This is a genomic window from Rhizobium sp. BK591, from assembly GCF_014195045.1.
Lineage (GTDB): Bacteria > Pseudomonadota > Alphaproteobacteria > Rhizobiales > Rhizobiaceae > Rhizobium > Rhizobium anhuiense.
This window is the reverse complement of record NZ_JACIAZ010000012.1, coordinates 13674-35265: the sequence shown is the minus strand read 5'-3', so window position 1 is coordinate 35265 and position 21592 is coordinate 13674. Positions and strand designations below refer to the sequence as shown.

17 protein-coding genes are annotated in these 21592 nt (G+C 60.4%); 11 read left to right on the top strand and 6 right to left on the bottom strand.

The features are described 5' to 3' along the window. Positions 1-2 precede the first annotated feature (2 nt). Entirely contained in the window at positions 3-1481 is a 1479-nt protein-coding gene (locus FHX10_RS33690; protein WP_028757006.1) for an ABC transporter substrate-binding protein, read from the bottom strand. 209 nt (positions 1482-1690) lie between these two features. Here FHX10_RS33690 and FHX10_RS33685 point away from each other — a divergent pair, with 209 nt between their 5' ends. Genes FHX10_RS33685 through FHX10_RS33670 form a run of 4 tightly spaced genes read left to right on the top strand, consistent with a single transcriptional unit; the run spans position 1691 to position 6261 of the window. Further along, complete coding sequence (locus FHX10_RS33685) at positions 1691-2401, top strand: GntR family transcriptional regulator (RefSeq protein ID WP_028757005.1); 711 nt, start codon at positions 1691-1693, stop codon at positions 2399-2401. A gap of 55 nt (positions 2402-2456) precedes the next feature. Beyond that, on the top strand, positions 2457-3623 hold the full coding sequence (locus tag FHX10_RS33680; protein ID WP_184390752.1) for a mandelate racemase/muconate lactonizing enzyme family protein: 1167 nt from the start codon (positions 2457-2459) through the stop codon (positions 3621-3623). A 59-nt stretch (positions 3624-3682) separates the two neighbouring features. Continuing rightward, entirely contained in the window at positions 3683-5044 is a 1362-nt protein-coding gene (locus FHX10_RS33675; protein WP_048338738.1) for a mandelate racemase/muconate lactonizing enzyme family protein, read from the top strand. 17 nt (positions 5045-5061) lie between these two features. Beyond that, positions 5062-6261, top strand: a complete 1200-nt coding sequence (locus tag FHX10_RS33670; RefSeq protein ID WP_063473477.1) for a mandelate racemase/muconate lactonizing enzyme family protein — start codon at positions 5062-5064, stop codon at positions 6259-6261. Positions 6262-6682: 421 nt separating this feature from the next. Here FHX10_RS33670 and putA read toward each other — a convergent pair whose 3' ends face one another. Further along, positions 6683-10390 (bottom strand): trifunctional transcriptional regulator/proline dehydrogenase/L-glutamate gamma-semialdehyde dehydrogenase, encoded by a 3708-nt coding sequence (gene putA, locus FHX10_RS33665; protein ID WP_063473476.1) that lies wholly within the window; start codon positions 10388-10390, stop codon positions 6683-6685. 28 nt (positions 10391-10418) lie between these two features. Next, on the bottom strand, positions 10419-10625 hold the full coding sequence (locus FHX10_RS33660; protein ID WP_047619595.1) for a hypothetical protein: 207 nt from the start codon (positions 10623-10625) through the stop codon (positions 10419-10421). Positions 10626-10798: 173 nt separating this feature from the next. Between FHX10_RS33660 and FHX10_RS33655 the strand changes: the two genes are divergently transcribed. Next, positions 10799-11293 carry an Lrp/AsnC family transcriptional regulator gene (locus tag FHX10_RS33655; RefSeq protein WP_063473475.1) on the top strand — a complete coding sequence of 165 codons (495 nt, stop codon included), beginning with the start codon at positions 10799-10801 and terminating at the stop codon, positions 11291-11293. Positions 11294-11348: 55 nt separating this feature from the next. Here the strand turns inward: FHX10_RS33655 and FHX10_RS33650 are convergent, their stop codons facing one another. Next, complete coding sequence (locus FHX10_RS33650; RefSeq protein ID WP_028756998.1) at positions 11349-11726, bottom strand: winged helix-turn-helix transcriptional regulator; 378 nt, start codon at positions 11724-11726, stop codon at positions 11349-11351. A 154-nt stretch (positions 11727-11880) separates the two neighbouring features. Here FHX10_RS33650 and FHX10_RS33645 point away from each other — a divergent pair, with 154 nt between their 5' ends. Both FHX10_RS33645 and FHX10_RS33640 read left to right on the top strand, forming a co-directional pair. Further along, entirely contained in the window at positions 11881-12273 is a 393-nt protein-coding gene (locus FHX10_RS33645) for a DoxX family protein (RefSeq protein ID WP_063473500.1), read from the top strand. Positions 12274-12309: 36 nt separating this feature from the next. Next, complete coding sequence (locus FHX10_RS33640) at positions 12310-13056, top strand: SDR family NAD(P)-dependent oxidoreductase (protein WP_063473474.1); 747 nt, start codon at positions 12310-12312, stop codon at positions 13054-13056. A gap of 123 nt (positions 13057-13179) precedes the next feature. Here the strand turns inward: FHX10_RS33640 and FHX10_RS33635 are convergent, their stop codons facing one another. Next, positions 13180-14217 carry a class I SAM-dependent methyltransferase gene (locus FHX10_RS33635; RefSeq protein WP_028756995.1) on the bottom strand — a complete coding sequence of 346 codons (1038 nt, stop codon included), beginning with the start codon at positions 14215-14217 and terminating at the stop codon, positions 13180-13182. A 180-nt stretch (positions 14218-14397) separates the two neighbouring features. Here FHX10_RS33635 and FHX10_RS33630 point away from each other — a divergent pair, with 180 nt between their 5' ends. After that, positions 14398-16395, top strand: a complete 1998-nt coding sequence (locus tag FHX10_RS33630) for a putative bifunctional diguanylate cyclase/phosphodiesterase (RefSeq protein WP_063473473.1) — start codon at positions 14398-14400, stop codon at positions 16393-16395. Positions 16396-16553: 158 nt separating this feature from the next. Further along, the gene (locus tag FHX10_RS33625) at positions 16554-18206 is read left to right on the top strand and encodes an acyltransferase (protein WP_063473472.1); all 1653 of its coding nucleotides are present in this window, start codon (positions 16554-16556) and stop codon (positions 18204-18206) included. 13 nt (positions 18207-18219) lie between these two features. On the opposite strand, the gene FHX10_RS33620 is transcribed toward FHX10_RS33625, so the two are convergent. Then, a complete protein-coding gene (locus FHX10_RS33620) occupies positions 18220-19107 on the bottom strand; it encodes a LysR substrate-binding domain-containing protein (RefSeq protein WP_097596129.1) in 888 nt (295 codons plus the stop codon). 110 nt (positions 19108-19217) lie between these two features. Here FHX10_RS33620 and FHX10_RS33615 point away from each other — a divergent pair, with 110 nt between their 5' ends. Beyond that, a complete protein-coding gene (locus FHX10_RS33615) occupies positions 19218-20471 on the top strand; it encodes an aromatic ring-hydroxylating dioxygenase subunit alpha (protein ID WP_184390750.1) in 1254 nt (417 codons plus the stop codon). Continuing rightward, the gene (locus FHX10_RS33610) at positions 20461-21552 is read left to right on the top strand and encodes an FAD-binding oxidoreductase (RefSeq protein WP_048338732.1); all 1092 of its coding nucleotides are present in this window, start codon (positions 20461-20463) and stop codon (positions 21550-21552) included. The genes FHX10_RS33615 and FHX10_RS33610 overlap by 11 nt, the downstream gene beginning before the upstream one ends. Positions 21553-21592: the final 40 nt, after the last annotated feature.

Sequence of the window (21592 nt, the reverse complement as noted above, 5' to 3'; positions counted from 1 at the left end):
GACTAGAGTCCGCCGTCCATCAGCTCTTTTACCTTCTTGGCCGCGTCGTCCGCTGCCTGGTCGACGGTCATGGCTCCGGTCAGGGCATTCTGCAGCATGTCCGGGACAATGATATTCATGATCTCGGGGGACTGTGGCAGCGCCGGGAACGGGATGCCGTATGGCAGCATCGAGGTCGTGACATCGAGGAACTTGATGTTATCAAGACGTTCCTTCATCCATTTGGTCTTGAAGCCGTTGAGGTTTCCCGGGTTCGAGCCGGCATAGGCCATCTTCAGCGACCATTCGGGGCTCGTCCACATGCAGATGATCGCCTTTGCAGCCGGCTCGTCCACCTTGCCGCCCTCGACATATTCGGGCTTCAGGATGTGAATGTTCGAGCCGCCAAACACGACGGCACGCTTGCCATCGGGGCCGGTCGGGATCAGGCCGTAGCGCATGTTGTCGATGACGGTCTGCGCCTTGTCCTTGTCGGTAGCCGTCGCTTTTTTCTGCAGGTCGAGCATGACGTTGTAGTCGGACGGGTGCGAGATCATCATGCCGAGCTGGCCAGCGAGGAAGAGGGGCTGGTTATCTGCCTGCTGGTTGGTGAGTGCCGAAACCGGAACCGACTTGTCGCGAACATACATATCGTAGGAGGCTTGCAGCGCCGCCTTGCTCTGCGGGCTATTGAGCTCGACCTGCTTATAGGTCGGGCTCGCGGTGGCTTCGTCGAAGACGCCGCCGCCATAGGCCCACAGCTGCGGCATGAAGCGATACGGCGTATTGCCGGCATTCTTGCGAGCCACGAGGCCGTAACCGGCAATGCCGAGCTTGTCGTGGATCTGTTTGGAATACTTGACGACATCGTCCCACGTTGCCGGAGCCTTGTCCGGATCGAGGCCTGCCCGCTTGAAGATATCGGCGTTCCAGATGAACGCCATCGTCTCGTTGTTGGTGGGAATGCCGTAGGTCACGTCCTCCCAGGTCACGGCCTTCATTGCGCCCGGCCAGAAGTCCTCGGTCGAATACCCGACATCCTCGGGTTTGAGCGGCTGCAGATAGCCTTTTGAGGCGAACTCGGTGCCGCCCAGGATTTGCAGGCGGACCGCCATGGGCGCTGCATTGCCAAGGAGCGCGGTCCGGAACTTGTCCAGAAGGTCGTTATAGGTGAGGGCTTGTTCCTCAAGCTGGATATTTGGATAGGTTTTGCGGAAGGTCTCGAAGAACTCCTTGTAATACTGGCGCAGGAGGTCGGGGTCGCCCTCGAACACGCCCTGATACCAGAAAGTCAGTCGCCCCTTGTAGTCGAGCGGGGTGACCTTGGCGCAATCGCCCGCCGTGTCAAAATCCTGCGTGCCGGCAATGGAGCGCACATATTCCGGCGACCACTTGCTCAAGTCGACCGGCGCACCCAGCGCAGACGCGGACATCAACGATACCATCAAAGCAGTAGAGACAGTGCCGCGCAGGACGGCACCGCCGAGTGAAATCCTCGTCATAGGTATCCTCCAGGTTCTCTCCCATGCCGCTCTGCGTCGAGGCGAGCGGTCTTTGCTCGCGGCCGCGGGACATTTACGGCCAAATGTATCCTTTCGAGCTTATCATACGTTTTCAGATCATAGATTGCCTGTCAACTAGCGAAATCGTACATTGTTTATGGAAAGATCGCGTGATATCCGAGCAATATGTGTATTTATTGGGGACAGCCTTGGCCGAAACAAGCGATTTTAAAGCGCAGCCGCCCGAAGGGATTGACGCTATCGGGGCCTCCAGCGAGGGTGCCTCGCTTTATCAACTGATCAGGGAAGACATCATCGAGGGGCGGCTCGCTGCCAACGAACGGCTTGTGGTCACCGATCTCGCTCGGCGCCACGGCACTTCGACCAACCCCGTGCGCGAGGCTCTGCAACTGTTGCGCGGAGAGGGCTTCGTCACCTTCGTTCCCAACCGCGGAGCGCGCGTCCGGCCCATCGATCAGGATTTTGTTCGGGACATCTACGAGATCGGAGTCTTGATCGAGCCGGCCCTGACGCGATGGTTCGTGAATATGGCCACCGTCGAGGACATTGCCGAACTCGAACGCATCCAAGGCCTGATTGAAGAGAACGACTTCGCCGACACGTTGAGGCACAGCGAGCTGGACACCGCCTTTCACACCATAATGTACCAAAGGCACTACAACCGCCACGCCGCCGAGCTTTGGTGGAAGCATCGCGAAGTGCTTCGAGCCGTGAGCCGGCGTTTCAACTTCACGCTCGCCCGGCGTGCCGCGATCCTGAGCGAGCATCGCGAACTCATTGCGCATGTAAAAGCGGGAAACGCCAACGAGGCAGGCGAACTCATTGCACGCCATGTCGAAGGCTCCGGCCGGCACATCCTCGAACACATGCGGGCGCGGAACGCGGCTCGGGCAGGATAGACTGCAAGGCCCGGGAATATCGTTCTCCCGGCCAATTCAGACAAAGGCAATTGAGATGAAAATCACCAGCGTTCGGCCGTGGTTAATCAGATCCGATGCTTCTTATTGGGGAGAGTTTCTGTTCGTCGAAGTGACAACCGACGAGGGGGTGAGCGGCTGGGGAGAGATCACCACCACGACAAGGCTCGCCAACCGCGCCCTCTGCACGATGCTGCGGCAGATCGGTGCCGCGGTAACAGGCGAGGACCCGGCGCGTATCGAATATCTTTGGCACAAGATATTCCGCAGCTTCACCTATATGGGCAGTCGCGGCGCCGCAGTCGAATGCGTAAGCGCCATCGACATCGCCCTTTGGGACATCCGAGGCAAAGTTCTTGGTAAGCCGATTTACGAGCTGTTGGGCGGACCGGTACGCGATGAAATCGCGCTCTACACCCATCCCAACCAGGCCAAATTTACCAGCAAGGAGGCTGCGGTCCGCGAAATTAGAGACATCGTCGAGTCCGGCCACACGGCGCTCAAGTTCGATCCTTTTCCCCACCAGGGCCGCACCGCCGATGGCCAGTCCCGCGAACAGCGGGACGGCTACCTTGATGGCAGCATGACCCGCAAGGACGAGCGCGAGGCCGCCGAACTCACGTCACTCATCCGCGAAACGGCGGGCTCTGATGTCGACATTCTCATCGATGCGCATGGCCGCTTCGACGTTCCCACCGCCATTCGCCTCTGTCGGAGCCTCGAGGAAGCCGGTCAGATCGACTGGTTCGAGGAGCCCTGCCCGCCCGAGAGCCTCAACGCCCTCAAGCAGGTCCGGGAGAAGGTCAGTGCCGCGATCTCGTGGGGCGAGCGCGGCCACACGAAGTGGGATTTCGTGCCGGTGCTCGAAAACAAGCTCGCCGACTACATCATGCCTGACGTCACCTGGACCGGCGGCATTACCGAACTCAAGAAGATTTCTGCCCTGTGCGAAGCCTACTACATCCCGGTCTCGCCGCACGACGCCGCAGGACCGATCAACGTGGTTGCAGGAGCACAGGTGATGATGACCGTTCCCAACTTCTACAAACTCGAAACCTCGGAGTGGAACCTGGGCAAATACGATCACCTCATCGACAGGCCACTCGATGTTTCGAACGGCAGCCTCAAGCTTACACCGAGACCTGGTCTCGGCGTCGAAATGAACCGCGATTACCTTCAAAGCCACGAGATAGAGCTGGATTAACAACGCTCTATGCCGCGCAGCCGTGCGCGGCGAACCCGCCGACAGAACGAGGATAAATCATGCCAGAGGCAGATGAAGCCGACGAAGCGCTCAATCGGGTGAATACGCATTCCAAGCCGTCCGACCTTCGCATTACCGATATGCGGGTAGCCGAAATTGTCGGCGCGCCGTTCACCTCAGTGCTGCTCAAGATCTACACCAACCAGGGCATCGTCGGGCTTGGCGAGGTGCGCGACGGTGCCAGCGCCACCTACGCGCTGATGCTGAAGAGCCGGTTGCTTGGCGAGAATCCTTGCAACATCGACCGCCTGTTTCGCCGGATCAAGCAGTTCGGCGGGCACGGGCGGCAAGGCGGCGGTGTATCGGCGGTTGAAATCGCCTTGTGGGATCTTGCCGGCAAGGCCTATGGCGTCCCCATCTACCAGATGCTCGGCGGCCGGTTTCGGGAGAAAGTGCGCGTCTATTGCGACACCGACGCCACCGTGCCGAGCGGCACAGAGACCGGCAGGCGCCTCAAGCAACGCATGGAGCTGGGGTTCACCTTCCTCAAGATGGATCTGGGGCTGATGCAGATTGCGGATGTGCCCGGTGCGGTCGTGTCTCCTGCCGGCTCGCTTGAAGGATACCGTGACCACCCCGGCCGCGGCCCGCTGAAGACCATTGAAGAGCGCCGCATCCGCAACGCGGCATACGATGTGCATAACGTCCCGCACCCGTTTACCGGCCTCCACTTTTCCGACAAGGGCCTCGACTTCCTTGAGCAATACATTGCCGAGGTTCGTGAGGTCATCGGCATGGATATTCCGCTTGCCATCGACCACATCGGCCACATCTCAGTGCAGAACGGCATTCGCCTCGCCAGGCGTATCGAAAAATACGTGCCAGCCTGGCTCGAGGATGTGATCCCGTGGCAGTACACCGAGCAGTACCGACAGTTGCAGGACGCAACCACGGTGCCGATCTGCACCGGCGAGGACATATACCTCAAGGAGGGCTTCGAGCCCCTGCTCAAAAGCAGCGGCCTCTCCGTTATCCATCCGGACCTGCTCACCAGCGGGGGCATCCTCGAGACCAAGAAGATCGGCGATATGGCGCAGGACCATGGTGTCGCCATGGCTATCCACATGGCGGAAAGTCCGATCGCCGCAATGGCTGCCGCACATGTGGCGACCGCGACCGAAAATTTCATGGCGCTCGAATACCACTCTGTCGATGTCGACTGGTGGGACGATATCGTCACCGGCCTTCCCAAGCCGCTCGTGAAGGACGGCTTTATCACTGTTCCGGACAAGCCGGGCCTGGGAATTGACGACGTCGTCGACGAGGTGATCTCGCAGCATCTACAGCCGGGTGTCACCGGCATCTGGCAGCCCACGGATCACTGGGACGATGAATATTCCTGGGATCGCACCTGGAGCTGAGGCGAAAAGGAACCAAGATGAAGATCACCGATCTGCGATGCGCCGTTATCGGCAAACACCCGATCGTTCGCATCGTCACGGACGAGGGTCTCTATGGCTTGGGCGAAGTCGAGTTCACCAAGTCCTACCTCAAGCCCTGGGTGCTGCACTTCCGTGAGGCGCTGATCGGCGAGGACCCGACCGACGTCGAGAGAGTGATGCTGAAGATCCGCCAACGCGGCTCATTCAAGCCGTACGGTGCGGCGGTGAGCGCTATCGAGCATGCGCTGTGGGACATTGCCGGCAAGGCCGCGGGCGTGCCCGCCTATAAACTGCTCGGCGGCAAGGTGCGCGACAAGGTGCGCGTCTACAACGGCTCGATCCGCCGGAAACGCACGGGCGACCGGCCGGAAGATTACGCCGCTGACGTCAAATGGATGATGGAGCAGCCGCAGAACTTCTTCATGATCAAGCAAGGAATCTCGTTTCACTCCAACATGAAGGACACCATTGAGGGTTTCCACTACGGCGTGACGCAGCAGAAGGCCGGCTATCACGGCGCCATGGATCAGGGCATGATCAGCGAGCGCGGTTTCAACCACATGCTCGACTGCGTGATCGCGATGAAGGAAGTGCTGGGCGACAAGGTCAGCCTGGCGCTCGACTGCGGCCCGGGCTGGATGCTGCCCGATGCGATCAAATTCGCTCGCGCGGTCGAGAAGTACAATTTGATGTGGCTCGAGGACATGCTGACTGGCGACTATGTACCGTGGGTCAATCCGCAGGCCTATCGGGAACTGACAACCTCCACCTCCACGCCAATCCACACTGGTGAGCAGATCTACCTGCGGCACAATTTCAAGGAACTGATCGAGACGCAGGCGGTGCGCGTCATCGGCCCAGATCCAGCCGATATTGGCGGTATTGCCGAACTCAAATGGGTCGCCGAACACGCCTACATGCACTCGATCCTGATGGCACCGCACGGGGTCGCCAACGGCCTGCTAGGCCTCGGCGCGTTGATCAATGTCTGCGCCACCCTGCCCGCAAATTACATCGCGTTCGAATATCCGAGCGCCAGCGACCCCTGGTGGGAGGATCTGGTCGTCGGCTTGCCGCCGCAGATCGTGAAGGACAGCATGGTGGACCTACTGGAAGCGCCGGGGCTGGGGCTGGATATCGACGCCGAAGCGGCCAGGAGATATCTCAGGGAAGAGGATGCGGGCTTCTTCGACTGAATCTCCCTCCACCGGCATGACGTGAATCGCAGTAAGGCCCGCCGGTATGGGAAAGGAGATCGTGCTCCCCGCGGACCTGCAAGCAACTCCTCGCTGCGCTTGAGCAGCGGTCACCGATAACGGCCTGTAAGTACGACCTCGAGCCCGGCGACGGTCGCTCCAGACGAGGCAGATGAACACCAATCTCTTAGCAGTAAACCGCATCGTTGGGTCACCAGTGCGAATCCTGCCTGAAACTACCTTTCCAATCGTCTGTCCTCACGCCACCAATACCGTGTCGCGACGGGATCGCCGCCCGTCGCTCTGATAAGCCGAGGCATCGAGATTGAATCCCGGGAAGAGGACCTCTTTTCCGTCTCGAGTTAATCGAGACCTGCAAGACGCGGCCGAGGGCGCATTTTTTGCGCCCTCGTTTTGCTGCTCAGCCAATGGCCATCAGACTTGCATTGCCGCCGGCAGCCGCCGTGTTGATCGACGTCGACACCTCCTCCAGCAGCCAATTCAGGCAATAGGCCTCGGGGTCGCTTGCCAGTTCCTCGGTTGTCGCCGCCTGGACCAGCAGAAGCGGACCGGGCAGGTGAGCGATCTTCTGATTGACGGCCAGAACCCTTTCGCGATCGCCTTCCACGAGCGCGCCCGAGAACGGCCCGTCCTTTTCCCAATCCGATGTCCAGGAAATCCGGCCGGCGACAGCCGCCGGAAGGTCCGCCAGGACCGATTTGGATAGGGAACCCGCATCCACGACGATGCGGTTGCCGGTTGAAAGGGCTGCGGCGATCTGTCGATGAAGCCCGCCTTCCGTCTGCGGCACGATAAGAATACGGCCGCGGGGATGGAGCGCGTAGAGATTGCGCTCGCCGACCGGACCGGTGAGCTCGCGTTCGAGCCCGAGTGCCGAACGGCTCGCATATCCACGCGCCGCTTCCCCCTCACCCGGCAAGCCCTTCTTGTCGAGCCAGACAATATAGTCGCGAAGGGCGAGATCCGTGTGAACGGAGTCCTGCTGCGGCGGCACGGGCGCACGCTGCACCAGCCGGCCGATATAGAGCGGACCACCGGCCTTCGGCCCTGTGCCTGACAAGCCGCGACCACCGAAAGGCTGCACGCCGACGACCGCGCCGATGATGTTGCGGTTGACGTAGAGGTTTCCGGCCTTGATGCGACTGGTCACATGCGCGATCGTTTCATCAAGCCGAGTGTGAAGTCCGAATGTGAGGCCGTAACCCGATGCGTTGATGTCGTCGATCAAGCGGTCGAGCCCGTTTCGCTTGAAGCGGACGACATGCAGAACCGGTCCGAAGATCTCTCTCGTCAGGTCCGACAAGGACTTGATTTCGATGATCGTCGGCGGAACGAACGTCCCCGCCGCGGCACTTTCGGGCAGCGGCAGCTGATCCACCTTGCGGCCGGCGCCGCGCATCTTCTCGATATGCTGGTCGATCTCCGCCTTTGCGCCGTCATTGATGACAGGGCCGACATCGATGCTCAGCCGATCGGTGCGGCCGATCGTCAGTTCCCGGAAGGCGCCCTTCAGCATATTGAGGGTCCTGTCGGCCACATCGTCCTGAAGGCAGAGAACGCGAAGCGCAGAGCAGCGCTGGCCGGCGCTGTCGAAAGCCGAGGCAATGACGTCGGCCACCACTTGCTCGGCCAATGCCGAGGAGTCGACGATCATACCGTTCTGACCGCCCGTCTCGGCGATCAGCGGAATCGGCTTGCCGGTCGCCGACAGCCGTTCTGCCAGCTGCGCCTGGATCATGCGAGCCACTTCGGTCGACCCGGTAAACATGACGCCTGCCGTTTCCGGAGCCCCGACCATGCCGGCGCCGAGGCGGCCGCTGCCGGGCACGAACTGCAGGACACCCACCGGCACACCCGCCTCGTGGAGGATCTTCACACTCTCCGAGGCGATGATCGGCGTGACGCCGGCAGGTTTGGCAAGCACGGGATTGCCGGCCACCAAGGCTGCGGCGACCTGTCCGGTGAAAATCGCCAGCGGAAAATTCCACGGGCTGATACAGACGATCGGGCCGAGCGGCGCATGCGACGGCCCGAGGGTCTTGCGTGCCTGATCGGCATAGTAGCGCAGGAAGTCGATCGCCTCGCGCACCTCGCCGACGGCATTGGCCGCGGATTTGCCGGCTTCGCGCATGACGATGCCCATCAGCGTCTTGATGCGGGCCTGCATGATGTCGGCCGCCCGATCCAGGCAGGCCGCACGCTCGGCCGGCGGCACGGCCGCCCATTGCGGCGCATGTTCCGCGGCCATCGCAACGATACGGGCTGCCTCCTCGACCTTCACTTCCGTGACCGTGCCGACGACGTCCCGGTGATCGGCAGGATTGAGAACCTCGCGCGTCACCCCATCCGTCGAGCCGTCGGCAAGGAGGGGAAGCGCACGCCATGGGGCAGCCGCGGTAGAGGCGAGCGCCTGCGACAGGTCCAGGAGGGTGGCCTCATTCGAGAGATCCAGGCCGTCGGAATTGGCGCGGGCACTGCCGTAAAGAGCCTTTGGCGAGGCGATCTGGATGTGCGGAAGGCCAACGACGGGCATGGCTGCGACGATCTCGGCAGGATCGGCGACCAGGGCCTCGACCGAGACATTCGGATCGGAGATGCGGTGCACGAAGGAGGAATTGGCGCCGTTTTCGAGAAGGCGCCGCACCAGATAGGCGAGCAGCGTCTCATGCGTTCCGACAGGCGCATAGATGCGGCAGGGCCGGTCGAGTTTTTCCTTGCCGACGACCTCGTCATAGAGCGGTTCGCCCATGCCATGCAGGCATTGGAACTCATATTTGCCGACCGCGAAGTCGGGACCGGCCAGGTGATAGATCGTGGCAAGCGTCTGCGCATTATGCGTGGCGAATTGCGGGAACACCGCATCGGGCGCGTTCAGCAGCTTGCGCGCGCAGGCGACATAGGCGACGTCGGTGTAAATCTTGCGGGTATAGACCGGATAGTCGTCGAGACCGTCCAGCTGGGCGCGCTTGATCTCCGCATCCCAATAGGCGCCCTTGACGAGACGGACCATGATCCGGCGCCCGGACCGGCGTGCCAGATCGATGATGTAGTCGAGGACGAAGGGGCAGCGCTTGCCATAGGCCTGCACGACGAAGCCCAGCCCGTTCCATCCGGCAAGCTCCGGGGCAAAGCAAAGCTCTTCGAGGAGGTCTAGCGAAAGCTCCAGCCGATCAGCCTCCTCCGCATCGATATTGAGGCCGATATCATAAGTCTTGGCGAGAACGGCCAGCGCCTTGACTTTCGGCAGCAGCTCTCCCATCACCCGGTCGGCCTGCGACCTCACGTAGCGCGGATGCAGGGCCGAAAGCTTGATCGAGATGCCTGGGCCGTCATAGATGCCGCGCCCGTCCGACGCCTTGCCGATGGCGTGGATCGCCTTTTCATAATCCTTGAAATAACGCTCGGCGTCCGCGGCAGTCGTCGCGGCTTCGCCCAGCATGTCGTAGGAATAGCGGAAGCCGCGCGCTTCGAGCGGCCGAGCGCGTTTCAGCGCCTCTGCGATCGTCTCGCCGGTGACGAACTGCTCGCCCATCATGCGCATCGCCATATCGACGCCGCGACGGATAACCGGCTCGCCGGCGCGCGCGATCAGCCGCGTCAGGGCTGCCGACAGGCTCCGGTCGTTGACCGTCGATGTCAGTTTGCCGGTGACGACGAGACCCCAGGTGGCGGCGTTGACGAACAGGGATTTTCCGCCGCCGATATGGGAGGTCCAGTTGCCTTCGGCAATCTTGTCGCGGATCAGCGCGTCCCGCGTGTCGGTATCGGGAATGCGCAACAGCGCTTCGGCAAGACACATGAGCGCCACGCCTTCCTGGCTGGAGAGCGAATATTCCTGCACCAGCCCTTCGACACCGGTGCCCTTGTGCTTGGCGCGCAAGGCCTCGATCAGGCTGCGGCCCGTGCTGCGGATGTCATAGCGTTTCGCCTCGGAGACGCGCGCGGCGGCGACCAGCGGCGGCAGGCATTCGGTTTCCGGCCGGCGATAGGCTGCCGTGATCGCCTGGCGAAGGTCGGATTGCGGCCGGATCGGTGGCGCAAAGGCCGAGAACGGCGCTCCGTCGGCGGGGTCTTTGGATGGAGGAGTGTCGATCGCTGCGTTCAACATGAAGGTCCCTATCGGTCGATATCTGGTTTTAACGGATGAATGAGACGCCGGGTTCATCGTCCCAGTCAGCGTCGTCCGAGACAACAGGGCCGGAATATTCCGTCTCGCGAAGCGGACGCGCATCCGGCCTGTTGCGCTTGAGGGTGAGCGCCGCTGCAACCGCTCTTATCGCCACCGGCCGGTAGTGAGCGAGCAGGTCCAGCTTCTGATCGTCATCCGGTTCTTCCCTACGCATGCGTGACCCCATTTTTCCTGCGGCGCCGATGCGATCCCGACGATGCGTCGAGCGCCTGCGCCTTCCATCCCATTGCCGATGCATAAGGTATCACAGATCGCCGATCGCGATCTCACTTGATTTTCGCAGCTTTCAGCCTGTATGAACTTATTAAAGCATTCTTGAGAGTTAAAATGGCTACTGAACCTGACATCTTTAGTGAATTGGACCAGTTCGACAGAAAAATCCTCGCGGCTCTTGCCGAGGACGGCAGACTGTCGATCACCGATCTCGCGGCGCGTGTCGGCCTCTCGAAGACGCCGTGCCAGATCCGCTTCAAGCGGCTCATCAGCGACGGCTATATCGAGGGCTTCAAGGCCGTCCTCAATCCATCGAAAATGCAGCTCGACCATATCGCTTTCGTCGAGGTGAAGCTTTCCGATACCCGCGAAGATGCGCTGAAAAGCTTCAACGACGCCATCAAGAAGATCAGGGAAGTCGAAGAGTGCCACATGATCGCCGGCAGGTTCGACTATCTGCTCAAGATCCGCACACGCGATATCGGCCGCTACCGCCGCGTCCTCGGCGAGCGCATCTCGACGCTGCCCCACGTTGCCAACACATCGACCAATGTCGCGATGGAGACGATCAAGGAAGGCTGGGACAAGTTCGGTTCGAGTCTTTCGTGAACCTATTGCCGGCGACCGGCCCGGCGCAGTTCAAGACCGCGCGCACTTTTTAGCATCATGCCCTGGCTTTCCGGCCGCGTGCGCTCGGCTTCACCGGCACGCTCTTGCCGTACTCGTTCCACCATGCCGTCAAAGCTTCCATGGTGGGGCCGAGGCCCCGCGCCTTTTGTGTGATCTCATATTCGACGCGCGGAGGAACCTCCGCAAAGATGGTGCGGGACACGAGGCCGTCTGCTTCGAGCTCACGAAGTTGCGCCGTCAGCATGTGCTGGGTGATGCCGGGAATAGCCTTCCTCAATTCGCCAAACCGATAGACCCGCTGATTGAGCAGCCACATGATTTCCAGCTTCCATTTTCCCGAAAGCAACGCGAATGCGCGACGCATCTCCTCATGCATATTGCCTTCTTCTTCAACCATGGTCTGCTTTTCCATACTAACAGCAAGTAATTCATCCTACTTGCAAATATGAATCTTAGACGACATTTCTCTGCGTGCACAAGGGAGCGCAGAAAGGCGCCTCCCAAAAACAAACCGACAGACTCGACGAGAGGAATGTTGCTGCGTGGGCAGCGACAGGGATGAACTCATGCCTGAATTTTACGTGTACTGGGTCAGCACGGCGCTTCTATCCGTGCTCTACCTCGCCTCAGCCGCCATCTATGTCACCAAGCGAGACTGGGTTCGCCAGGTTCTGGCGGAACTCGGATTCCAAGCTTCCTATCTCATTCCGTTCATGATCATCATCAAGGTTCTCGGCCCGGCCGCGATCCTTTCCCGCGTCAGCGTGCCGCTCAGCGATCTCGCCTATGCCGGCATCTTCTTTCACCTGCTGCTGTCGGGCCTCGCCCATGTCGGCGTTCGAAAACCCGCCGGCGCTCTGCCAGCGGCGGTCGGCCTGGCGCTGCTGGTCACCTCATTCATGACGCAGAACGACGCCCGCGACGTCCCCTCCCCTTACGTCCAGGCCACTGCGCACTGAGGTCCGATAATCCCAACCCAAATCAAGGAGATAGAAATGGGTCGACTCAATGGAAAAATTGCCATCGTCACAGGCGCAAGCCGCGGCATTGGCCGTGCCACGGCAAAGTTGTTTGCGGCCGAAGGCGCGAAGGTCGCAATTCTTTCGCGGACATCCGAAAGCGTCGAACGCGTTGTCGCTGAAATCGTCGAAGCGGGCGGCGCAGCACTCGGCACCGTCTGCGACGTCGGAGAGGCCGATCAGATCACGGCCGCGGTGGACAAGGTTGTCGCTGCCTACGGCCGCATCGACATTCTCGTGAACAATGCTTTCGATGGCTCCGCGGTCTTGTCGTCGGTCATCGACCTCTCAGTCGAACAACTGCAACGCAACTTCGACACTGGGCCGATCGCCTATCTGCGCTTCATGCAGGCTTGCTATCCTCATCTGAGGGAAAGCGGAGAAGGCCGGATCATCAATTTCGGCTCGATGGCCGGCACCAGCGGGTTGGCTGGTTATGGTCCGTACAACATGGCCAAGGAGGCGGTGCGCGCCCTGACCCGCACGGCGGCGCGCGAATGGGGTGCGGACAAGATCACCGTCAACAACGTCCTGCCGATCGCCGACACCTGGGGGGCTGCGGAAAAGGAGGTTCCTCCGCCGATGAGCGCGCTCGCGCGTTTCGGCTCGCCGGAAGACGACATTGCGCCGGTGGTGCTGTTCCTGGCCAGCAAGGATTCGCAGTTCATCACGGGCTACAGCCTTACCCCCGACGGCGGCGCAATCATCGACAGCGCTCGGTAACAGTCCTCGGCAACCGTCGATGAGCAAGGGGCGCAGCATGTTGCGCCCCGTTGTCCAGCGCAGCGCGACCTTGGCGGCCGAGCAGGCGCTGAAGTTCGGCAAGCCGTCGAGCCAACGTGGGGCCTAATGCGGTCTTTGAATTTCACAGTAGACAATGCTGCGGTTTGAGCCGGACCAAACAGACACCTTCATATCCGTCCCCGTCACGCTTTCACCGGCGATCAAGCCCATCTCTCGTTCTGACCGCAACAGCAGCGCCCAGTTCATAAATGTCTCCATATAGCCATCGACCTCCGTCTCCGGAGAGAAATTGGCGAACAGGAATGTGCCGCCAGGCTTGAGCATGCTGATGCACTTCTTGGTCAACTTTACGGCGACCGGGTCCGGCAAATAGTCGTAGAGACCTGCGGCATAGACGAAATCGAACATTCCCAGCGCATGTCTTCCACCGATCAGGGATTTGACCGAACCGCTCATCGCCTCGACGGATGTGCCGGCGAAATCGCGGGCTACGGTTCCAACGCTCATCGGGTCTTGATCCAAAGCCACCCAGCGTTTGATCGCGCCGGCACCGAGAGCGTGCGACAAAGGCCCCTCACGAAGATGCCCCGCCGCGATGGCGAGGACTTCGGTGGAACCAGGCCGCGCCGAAGCGATTTCGTCAACGCGGCGAGCCAGAATGTCTCGACGCTCCCTTACCGCTAGGGATGACGAAGCATTTCGAGTGTAGGCGTAGATCGAACGGCCCAAGTTGCTGGCCGATAAGACAGCGTCCTCAATCTCAGGTCTGCCGTAGATGAAGTCGAGAAGGCGTGCGTCGCCAGAATAGCCGCGCGGCTTTTCGAACGACCAGCGGGTCAATGGATCTTGATGAAGATAGTGAGCAACTGGATGAGATTGCGCGATCGGAACGATGACGTCCCATACCTCCGGATGAAAGCGCCGCCGTATCTGATGCAAGGCGGCGGTCAGACGCTCGATGATCGCATGAGGCTCGACGCCGGATTTGAACTGACGGATCGACACGTCAAGGCTGAGGGCAAGCTCGGCACTCGCAACGATAAGGTGGCCGGGATCTGGGGCAGCAAGCCTCCTTGCCGCCCGACGAATTTCACCTGGCGCGACAAGACTTTCACCGTCCAAGACCAGGCTTTGTACCATTTCGAGACCTCTTTGACATAGCATTAAGCATAATCAACCTCGAAATAGGATGCGACTAGAATCTACACGGGATAAGGGTATTTCTACTATTGCGGGTCAGATGCCACCCCTCTAACAAAGCTAAGCAATAAGACAAACCGGTTGCAGGTTGCCGAACGTGATTTTGGAGGGCGCCGAAGTATGGCTTACTTTTCAACTTACTTTAGATCGTTGTCAGACCGGTGTTGTTGCATGATCGCGGCTTGCGCTAACGTCCAGCGCGACGAACCAACCGCCAGCTTTTCATTTGCCGAGGCCCTCAAGTCTCTGAAATCTGAAAATGATGCTGTCCGAAGGCAGAGCTCACGGCATGGTCTTTGGATGGCGGTCGCCGTTTATGTGGCCTTCGCACTTCCAGACCGATGGCTGATCCCCGATGTTGCCCCTGTGACGATCGCCGCGCGATTCGTCGTTGCAACGGTCGCTCTGCTGGCTTTCGAAATCTTGCGACTGGCAAATGCGAAAACCGTCTGGCTTGACATCACATGTGCCGCTGCGCTGCTTGTGGGCTATGTGGGCTGGCTGTACCCGGCGATTGCCACCCGCGACGTCACCGCCATGTCATACTACATGATATTCGGCGCCATCTTCATGATGGGCGCCAACCTTTTTTTCAGTTTCCCGTTTCGGCTTTCGGTGATCACCTCGAGCCTCGTTCTATGCGCATTTTTCGTTACGATCGAGGAATTTTTTCCTTCAAGCCAAACCTACAAGCTTGCCTTCGGGTTGTTCTACATTTCGTGCTTTGTCTTCACGTCTTTCGTCAATTGGCGCTTGAACGTGGAGCGTCGAAACGTGTTGCTGAACGCGGCGGAGGCGCGCCACCAGCACTGGGAAGCGTCCGAGCGCGGAAGGTCCCTGCTCGAGCTTTCACATACTGACTACCTGACAGGCATAAGCAACAGACGCGCGCTGGATCGGCGACTCGACGAATGCTGGGCCGCTTGGAAAGACGAACGCCGCGACTTCTCCGTGTTCCTCATCGACGTCGACTTTTTCAAACGCTTCAATGACCGCTACGGACATCAGGAAGGAGACCGATGCCTGACTGTCATCGCCAATGCGCTGAAGGCACTTGTAGAGTCGTCAGATGGCATGATCGGCAGGTATGGTGGCGAGGAATTTATCGTGGTCGTGCCGGCTGCCCTCCCCAAGGTCGCGATGGTTCTCGCCGAGAAGATCAGAATGGAAGTCGAGTCTCTGGCGATTGCTCACGACGAGCGACCAGATGATATGTCGATCGTAACCGTCAGCATCGGCGTCGCCTTCACCCGCGAGAAACTTGGAGAGAAAGTTGAACGAATAGTCCGTGAAGCCGACCTCGCTCTCTACAATGCCAAAGCAAGTGGCCGAAACTGCATTCGTAGTTTTGATCCGTTGTTGCCTCGCCCCGACGACTATGCTGGTAAACTCGTCCCGCTGCTGGCGGCCGCCATTGATCGCAAACTGGTCTCGCTGGTGTACCAACCGATCTTCGACGTGACGAACGAGAAACCAAGAGCTGTCGAGGCTTTGATGCGCCTCAGGATGCCGGACGGCACCGCGGTTTCGCCGAAGACGTTCATTCCCGTTGCAGAACGAAGTGGCGCTATCCTCGAACTGGGCAGGTGGGCGATCGAGACGGCATGCCGTGATATACTGATGACCGATCGGATGGCTACCGTCAGCGTCAACGTATCGCCAATACAACTGCGTTCCCCCGGCTTTGCTGCCAGTGTCGCTGATATCCTTGCTCGGTGCGGGGTCTGTGGGTCGCGACTGGCCTTGGAAGTCACTGAGGGCCTGGACATGGATATGCAGTCGGAGGTGCTGAAATGCATTGCCGATCTGCGGGCACTCGGCGTCGAAATCTGGCTTGATGACTTCGGCTGCGGCTTCGCGGGTCTCTCCTGGTTGAGGGCAATCGAGTTTCAGACGGTCAAGGTCGATAGAACCTTCCTGCACGACAGCTCGAACCCACGCGGTTTGATGATGCTTCAGGACATGATTGCTCTCATCCGCAATCGTGGGAATACGATCCTGGTGGAAGGCGTCGAAACTGCAGCACAATTTTCCCTTCTCAAGGATCTTCGCATCGACCGTGTCCAGGGCTTTCATATGGGAATGCCGGTTAGCGCTGAACTTCTGAGCGCGGCATAACTCGATCTCACGGTTTCCGGTTGCTCCGCACGTTGCCGATGATCGGCGCGTGTCGGATGTCTTGCTTTTAAACGGATCAGGCAGTCTGATGCAGCGAGGCAATGGATCGCTGAAGGCAGACGAATATTCAGCGGCTGAACCTGAGAATGAGGAGCAGGATGGATCACGCCAACAGCCATCACATATCGGCGAGCGAAGAGCGGGAAGCGCGCAGGCTTCAATACCTGACCTGGGAACACATTGCGTCGGACCTCCGTCATCCGGCCCACCTGGCCCGCAAGGCGGAACTCCGGCGATCATGCGATGCGAAGCTGGCTGAGACGTCCTATATCGCCGAGCATGCCGCGATCTTCACCGAAAGCCTGATGATGGGCGAGCGCTCCTGGATCGCCGGGCACGCACTCGTCCGCGGCCATGTGATCCTCGGCGACGATTGCACCATCAATCCCTATGCCTGTGTGTCCGGCACGGTGACCTGCGGCAATGGCGTGCGGATTGCCTCGCATGCCTCGATCGTCGGCTTCAATCATGGCTTCGACGATCCGGCCATTCCCATCCACCGCCAGGGTGTCGTCAGCATCGGCATAGTGATCGGTGACGACGTCTGGATCGGCGCCAATTGCGTGATCCTCGATGGCGCCACGATTGGAAATGGTGCGGTGATCGCCGCCGGAGCGGTCGTCACGGGCGACATTCCCGCCATGTCGGTTGCCGGCGGCGTGCCGGCCCGGGTGCTGCGGAGCCGAGGCTCGGCGCCCAGGAAATCCGGCACGGGAGACATCGAAGATCAGTTGGTCAGGCTCGGCCAAAAAGCGAAAGACCAATGGCCCGATATCCTTGCACGCTGGAAAACGCAGGGAACCTATGAATCGCTGGAAGCGGACGGCGTCCGCAGACCGGCGATCCGGCATTTATGCGATGTAATCGAGATCGCCGCCGGCTTCGGTCACCTGCCACCCGACCTCGATCCATCCGAGACCGTCCAGCTTCTGCAAGGCCTGCAGGAACGGGAGACCGGGCTTTTCCCGGAAGAGCATTCGCGCATGCATGGCAAGGCGCTCAGGGATGATCCAAAGGCGCTCTATAACGTCCTTGCGGTTGGCTATGCGCTTGAACTGCTTGGCTCCAGCCCGCGACAACCGGTCCACGCGGTCGAGCTTGGCGCTGACGAACTCGATGAATGGCTGCGCGCCCTGCCCTGGTCGACCCGGGCGTGGCATGCCGGCAGCGTGGTCGATGCGATCGGAACCGCCATGTACTTCAATGCGAAGTATTTCGGCATCCGGCATTCACGGCAGGAACTTTTCGAGTGGCTGAGCCGCAATGCCAACAGCGTCTCCGGCCTATGGGGCGAGCCGACTGCGCCGGAAGGATGGCTCCAACCGGTGAACGGTTTTTATCGGCTGACACGCGGCACCTACGCCCAGTTTGGCGCAGCGCTTCCGCACCCGCACGCCTCGCTCGAAACGGTTCACCTCAATTATCGCAACCATAAGGGCTTCGTCGGCGCGAAATACAATGCCTGCAACCTGCTCGATACGATTCACCCCCTGCTGCTGATTGCCCGGCAGACCGACTACAGGCGGGCCGATGGCGAAGCGATCGCCCGCAATCTCATATCGAAGGCTCTGGGTCGATGGCGGGATGGTGAGGGATTCCCGTTTGCCGATGGCGGCGAAACGGGCTTGCAGGGGACGGAAATGTGGCTTTCGGTCATTCACCTGGCCGCCGATTTCCTCGGCCTGGCGGATCGCTTCGCCTTCGTCCCGAAAGGCGTCCACCGAACGGCAACTGTGGGACTGGGTTTGTGACGATAGTTTTCGATCAACCGTGCAGTGATGCTGTCAGCCAGGCGGCGGCAAGGTCGCGCGCATTGCTGCGCTTGGCTTTGACCGGCACGATGACGTTGTAACGATCCTCGGCGGCAAGTTCGCCGCCATCGGCCTGCACCAAGGTTCCATCCTCCAGAAAGGTGCCAACCAGCATCCGCCATCCCAATGCCATCCCCTGGCCCGCGCGCGCAGCTGCGATGGTCTCGGTATAGTGATTGAACCGCAGCGACGGCTTTATCTCGAGATTGGCACCGGTCAGCGAAAACCACTGCGCCCAGCTATACCAGGAACGATCGAGAACATCGGTTTCGATGAATTCATCACCGGAGCCCAGCGGACCACCTTCGCGGCGCCTGAGGTAATCGGGAGAGCAGACGGGGCAAATGACGTCGCCACGCGAGGCGATGACGGTTCCATCGCTGAAGGGAGGCACACCGTATCGAATTGCCACGTCGACTTCTCCATCGTCGAGGGCAATCGGGCTGTCCTGGGAAATCACCCGCACCAGAATGCCAGGGTTTGCCCGGCGGAATTCGGCCAGCCGCGGCAGTAGCCAGAAAGAAGAGAAGGCCACGGTCGCGCCTATCGTCACGACGTCCTGGCTGCGCGACTGGATCGCTTCCACGCTCTCGGCGATATCGGCAAGGCTCTTGGCCAGCGTGGCGCCAAGGTTGATGCATGCCGTTGTCGGCTCGATCGCTCGATGCTTGCGCACGAATAGGGGCTGGCCGAGTTCCTCCTCCAGCAAGGCAATCTGCCGGCTGACCGCTGCCTGGGTGACACCGAGTTCGGTCGCAGCCGTGGTGAAGCTTTTCCGTCTCAACACCGCCTCCAGGGTCACCAGCGCCGTCAGCGACGGGAGCCGTCTTCGGAAATGCATCGCAAACCTCTCATCGCATGATAAAAACTTATGCGAACGTGATTTTTTATGCCGTTGAAATGCCGGTAGTGCAAGGGCAATCTAGGGAAACTCTCGCATAAGAGGTTCTCATGCTAAACAGACTTCCTTCTTCCATTTCAGCCCTTCTCGACGCTCGTGCCAACGGTCACTCGCTGCCGGCCGGGCTTTATGTCAGAGAAGATGTGTTCGAAGCAGACATCGACGTCTTCTTCCACAATCACTGGATCTGTGTCGGCCTCGACTGTGACGTTCCCGAACCCGGCGACGCCACGGTGATCGACATCGGCAAGACGAGCCTGATCCTCCTGCGCGACGACGACGGAGAAATTCGCGTCCTGCACAATGTCTGCCGCCATCGCGGCTCCCGCCTTCTCGATCCGGGCAAGACGATCGTCTCAAAACTCGTCTGTCCCTATCACACCTGGACATATGAATTGACGGGCGAGCTCGGCTACGCCCCGCACATGGGCAAGGACTTCGACAAGGAGTGTCGGAGCCTCAAGCCCGTCACCTTCAAGTCGATCGGCGGGCTGATCTACGTCTGCCTCTCCGACAATCCGCCCGAGGACATCGCTCTCCTCGAACAGGCCATGGTCGAGCGCCTCGCTCCCTACGACATCCGCAATGCCAAGATCGCTCACCAGACCGACGTCATCGAGGACGGCAACTGGAAGCTCACGATGGAGAACAATCGCGAGTGCTACCATTGCTCCGCGAACCATCCAGAGCTTTGCGTCTCCTTCGTCGATCTCGACTTCGGCTTCGACCCCGAGACGCTGAGCCCGGAGGATCGCGAACAGGCCGAGGAGCATTTCAGGCTGTATGAAGAGCGGACGAAGGCGTGGGAGGCTGACGGCCTTCCCTCGGCTGCCGTCGAGCAACTCGCCGACTGCGCCACAAATTTCCGCACCCAGCGGCTGATCATCGCAGGCGCTGGTGAATCCCAGACCCACGATGCCACCGCCGCATCCTCCAAGCTGCTCGGGCACATGACCCGCAAGGATCTCGGCGACATGCATCTTTGGGGCCACAACAGCTGGAACCACTTCATGGGCGACCATGCGGTGGTGGCAACCGTCATCCCGCTCTCCGCGGGCAAGACGCTGGTCAGAACCAAGTGGCTGGTCCACAAGGACGCCGTCGAAGGCGTGGATTACGATCTCGACAAGCTGACGGATGTCTGGGTGGCAACGACCGACCAGGACGCCGATCTGGTGGCGCGCTCCCATGCAGGCGCTCTCGACCCGGCCTATCAGCCAGGCCCCTACTCCCGCTTCTCCGAGACGAACCTCGACAAGTTCGCCACCTGGTACATCGACCGGATGCGCGCCCATGGATACTAGGAGCCCGCAGGCGCCCGCAGCCAGGGCCGCTCTTGACGACGTCTGGAACCCGGAAGAAGACGACACGCTCGTTTGCCTCGACGTTCAGCAGGAGACCCACGACGTCAAGACATTCACCTTCGCATCGCGCGAGGGCAAGCGGTTCGCCTTCAAGGCGGGACAGTATTTTCTGTTCGATCTCGAGCACAATGGAGAGGCGGAAAACAGGTGCTACAGCATCTCGTCTTCGCCGCATCGGACGAATGCCTTCTCCGTGACGGTGAAGCGCGTTCCCGGCGGCAAGATCTCCAACTGGCTTCATGACACGCTGGCTCCCGGGGCAGCCGTCAAGGCGAGCGGTCCGCTCGGTCACTTCGTCAGGCCCCAGACGGCGGGACGTAAGCTTCTGCTTTTGTCCGGCGGCTCCGGCATTACGCCCGTCATGTCCATTCTGCGTGAGATCGCCGACAGTTGCGAACCGGCCGACGTCGTCTTCATGCATGCCGGCCGGACGCCCCAGGATCTGATCTTTCGCGACGAGCTCGCCTGCATCGCCCGCAGGCTGAAAGGTCTTCGCCTCCACTTTCTCCCGGAGACCGTTGCCGGCGAGCCGTCCTGGCCCGGCCTGACCGGTCGCATTTCGAAAGAATATATCTGGCTTGCCGTTCCCGATATCACTGAGCGAACCGTGATGTGCTGCGGTCCCGCCCCGTTCATGGCGGCTGCGCGCGGCATTGCCGCCGAACTCGGCGTCGCCGGCTCGAACTACCTGGAGGAAAGCTTCGACGCCGCTGTCATCGACGAACCCGAAATTCCCGCGGTTCAGGAGGCGGCTGCCAAGGTTTTCCAGGTCACCTTCTCGAAACAGGCCCGCAGCATCGCGGTAACAGGCGAGCAGAGTGTGCTCTCATGCGCGAAGAAGGCGGGCGTCAGGATACCGTCATCCTGTGCGAACGGCGTCTGCGGCACCTGCAAATCGAAGCTCGCCTCCGGGACGGTCGACATGAACCACAATGGCGGAATTCGCCAAAGGGAAATCGACGCCGGCTTCTTCCTGCCCTGCTGCTCGAAGCCGCTCAGCGATCTCGTCATCGAGCGCTGAGCGCCCGGCAACGTCGCGCCATTCACCGACGACAAGGACT

Coding starts and splice junctions, on each gene's coding strand:
- FHX10_RS33680 (WP_184390752.1), top strand. CDS start 2,457: ATGAAAATCACCAGCGTTCGGCCGTGGTTAATCAGATCCGATGCTTCT.
- FHX10_RS33650 (WP_028756998.1), bottom strand. CDS start 11,726: ATGGAAAAGCAGACCATGGTTGAAGAAGAAGGCAATATGCATGAGGAG.
- FHX10_RS33660 (WP_047619595.1), bottom strand. CDS start 10,625: ATGCGTAGGGAAGAACCGGATGACGATCAGAAGCTGGACCTGCTCGCT.
- FHX10_RS33630 (WP_063473473.1), top strand. CDS start 14,398: ATGGCTTACTTTTCAACTTACTTTAGATCGTTGTCAGACCGGTGTTGT.
- FHX10_RS33635 (WP_028756995.1), bottom strand. CDS start 14,217: ATGGTACAAAGCCTGGTCTTGGACGGTGAAAGTCTTGTCGCGCCAGGT.
- FHX10_RS33615 (WP_184390750.1), top strand. CDS start 19,218: ATGCTAAACAGACTTCCTTCTTCCATTTCAGCCCTTCTCGACGCTCGT.
- FHX10_RS33625 (WP_063473472.1), top strand. CDS start 16,554: ATGGATCACGCCAACAGCCATCACATATCGGCGAGCGAAGAGCGGGAA.
- FHX10_RS33670 (WP_063473477.1), top strand. CDS start 5,062: ATGAAGATCACCGATCTGCGATGCGCCGTTATCGGCAAACACCCGATC.
- FHX10_RS33610 (WP_048338732.1), top strand. CDS start 20,461: ATGGATACTAGGAGCCCGCAGGCGCCCGCAGCCAGGGCCGCTCTTGAC.
- FHX10_RS33620 (WP_097596129.1), bottom strand. CDS start 19,107: ATGCATTTCCGAAGACGGCTCCCGTCGCTGACGGCGCTGGTGACCCTG.
- FHX10_RS33675 (WP_048338738.1), top strand. CDS start 3,683: ATGCCAGAGGCAGATGAAGCCGACGAAGCGCTCAATCGGGTGAATACG.
- FHX10_RS33690 (WP_028757006.1), bottom strand. CDS start 1,481: ATGACGAGGATTTCACTCGGCGGTGCCGTCCTGCGCGGCACTGTCTCT.
- putA (WP_063473476.1), bottom strand. CDS start 10,390: ATGTTGAACGCAGCGATCGACACTCCTCCATCCAAAGACCCCGCCGAC.
- FHX10_RS33640 (WP_063473474.1), top strand. CDS start 12,310: ATGGGTCGACTCAATGGAAAAATTGCCATCGTCACAGGCGCAAGCCGC.
- FHX10_RS33655 (WP_063473475.1), top strand. CDS start 10,799: ATGGCTACTGAACCTGACATCTTTAGTGAATTGGACCAGTTCGACAGA.
- FHX10_RS33645 (WP_063473500.1), top strand. CDS start 11,881: ATGCCTGAATTTTACGTGTACTGGGTCAGCACGGCGCTTCTATCCGTG.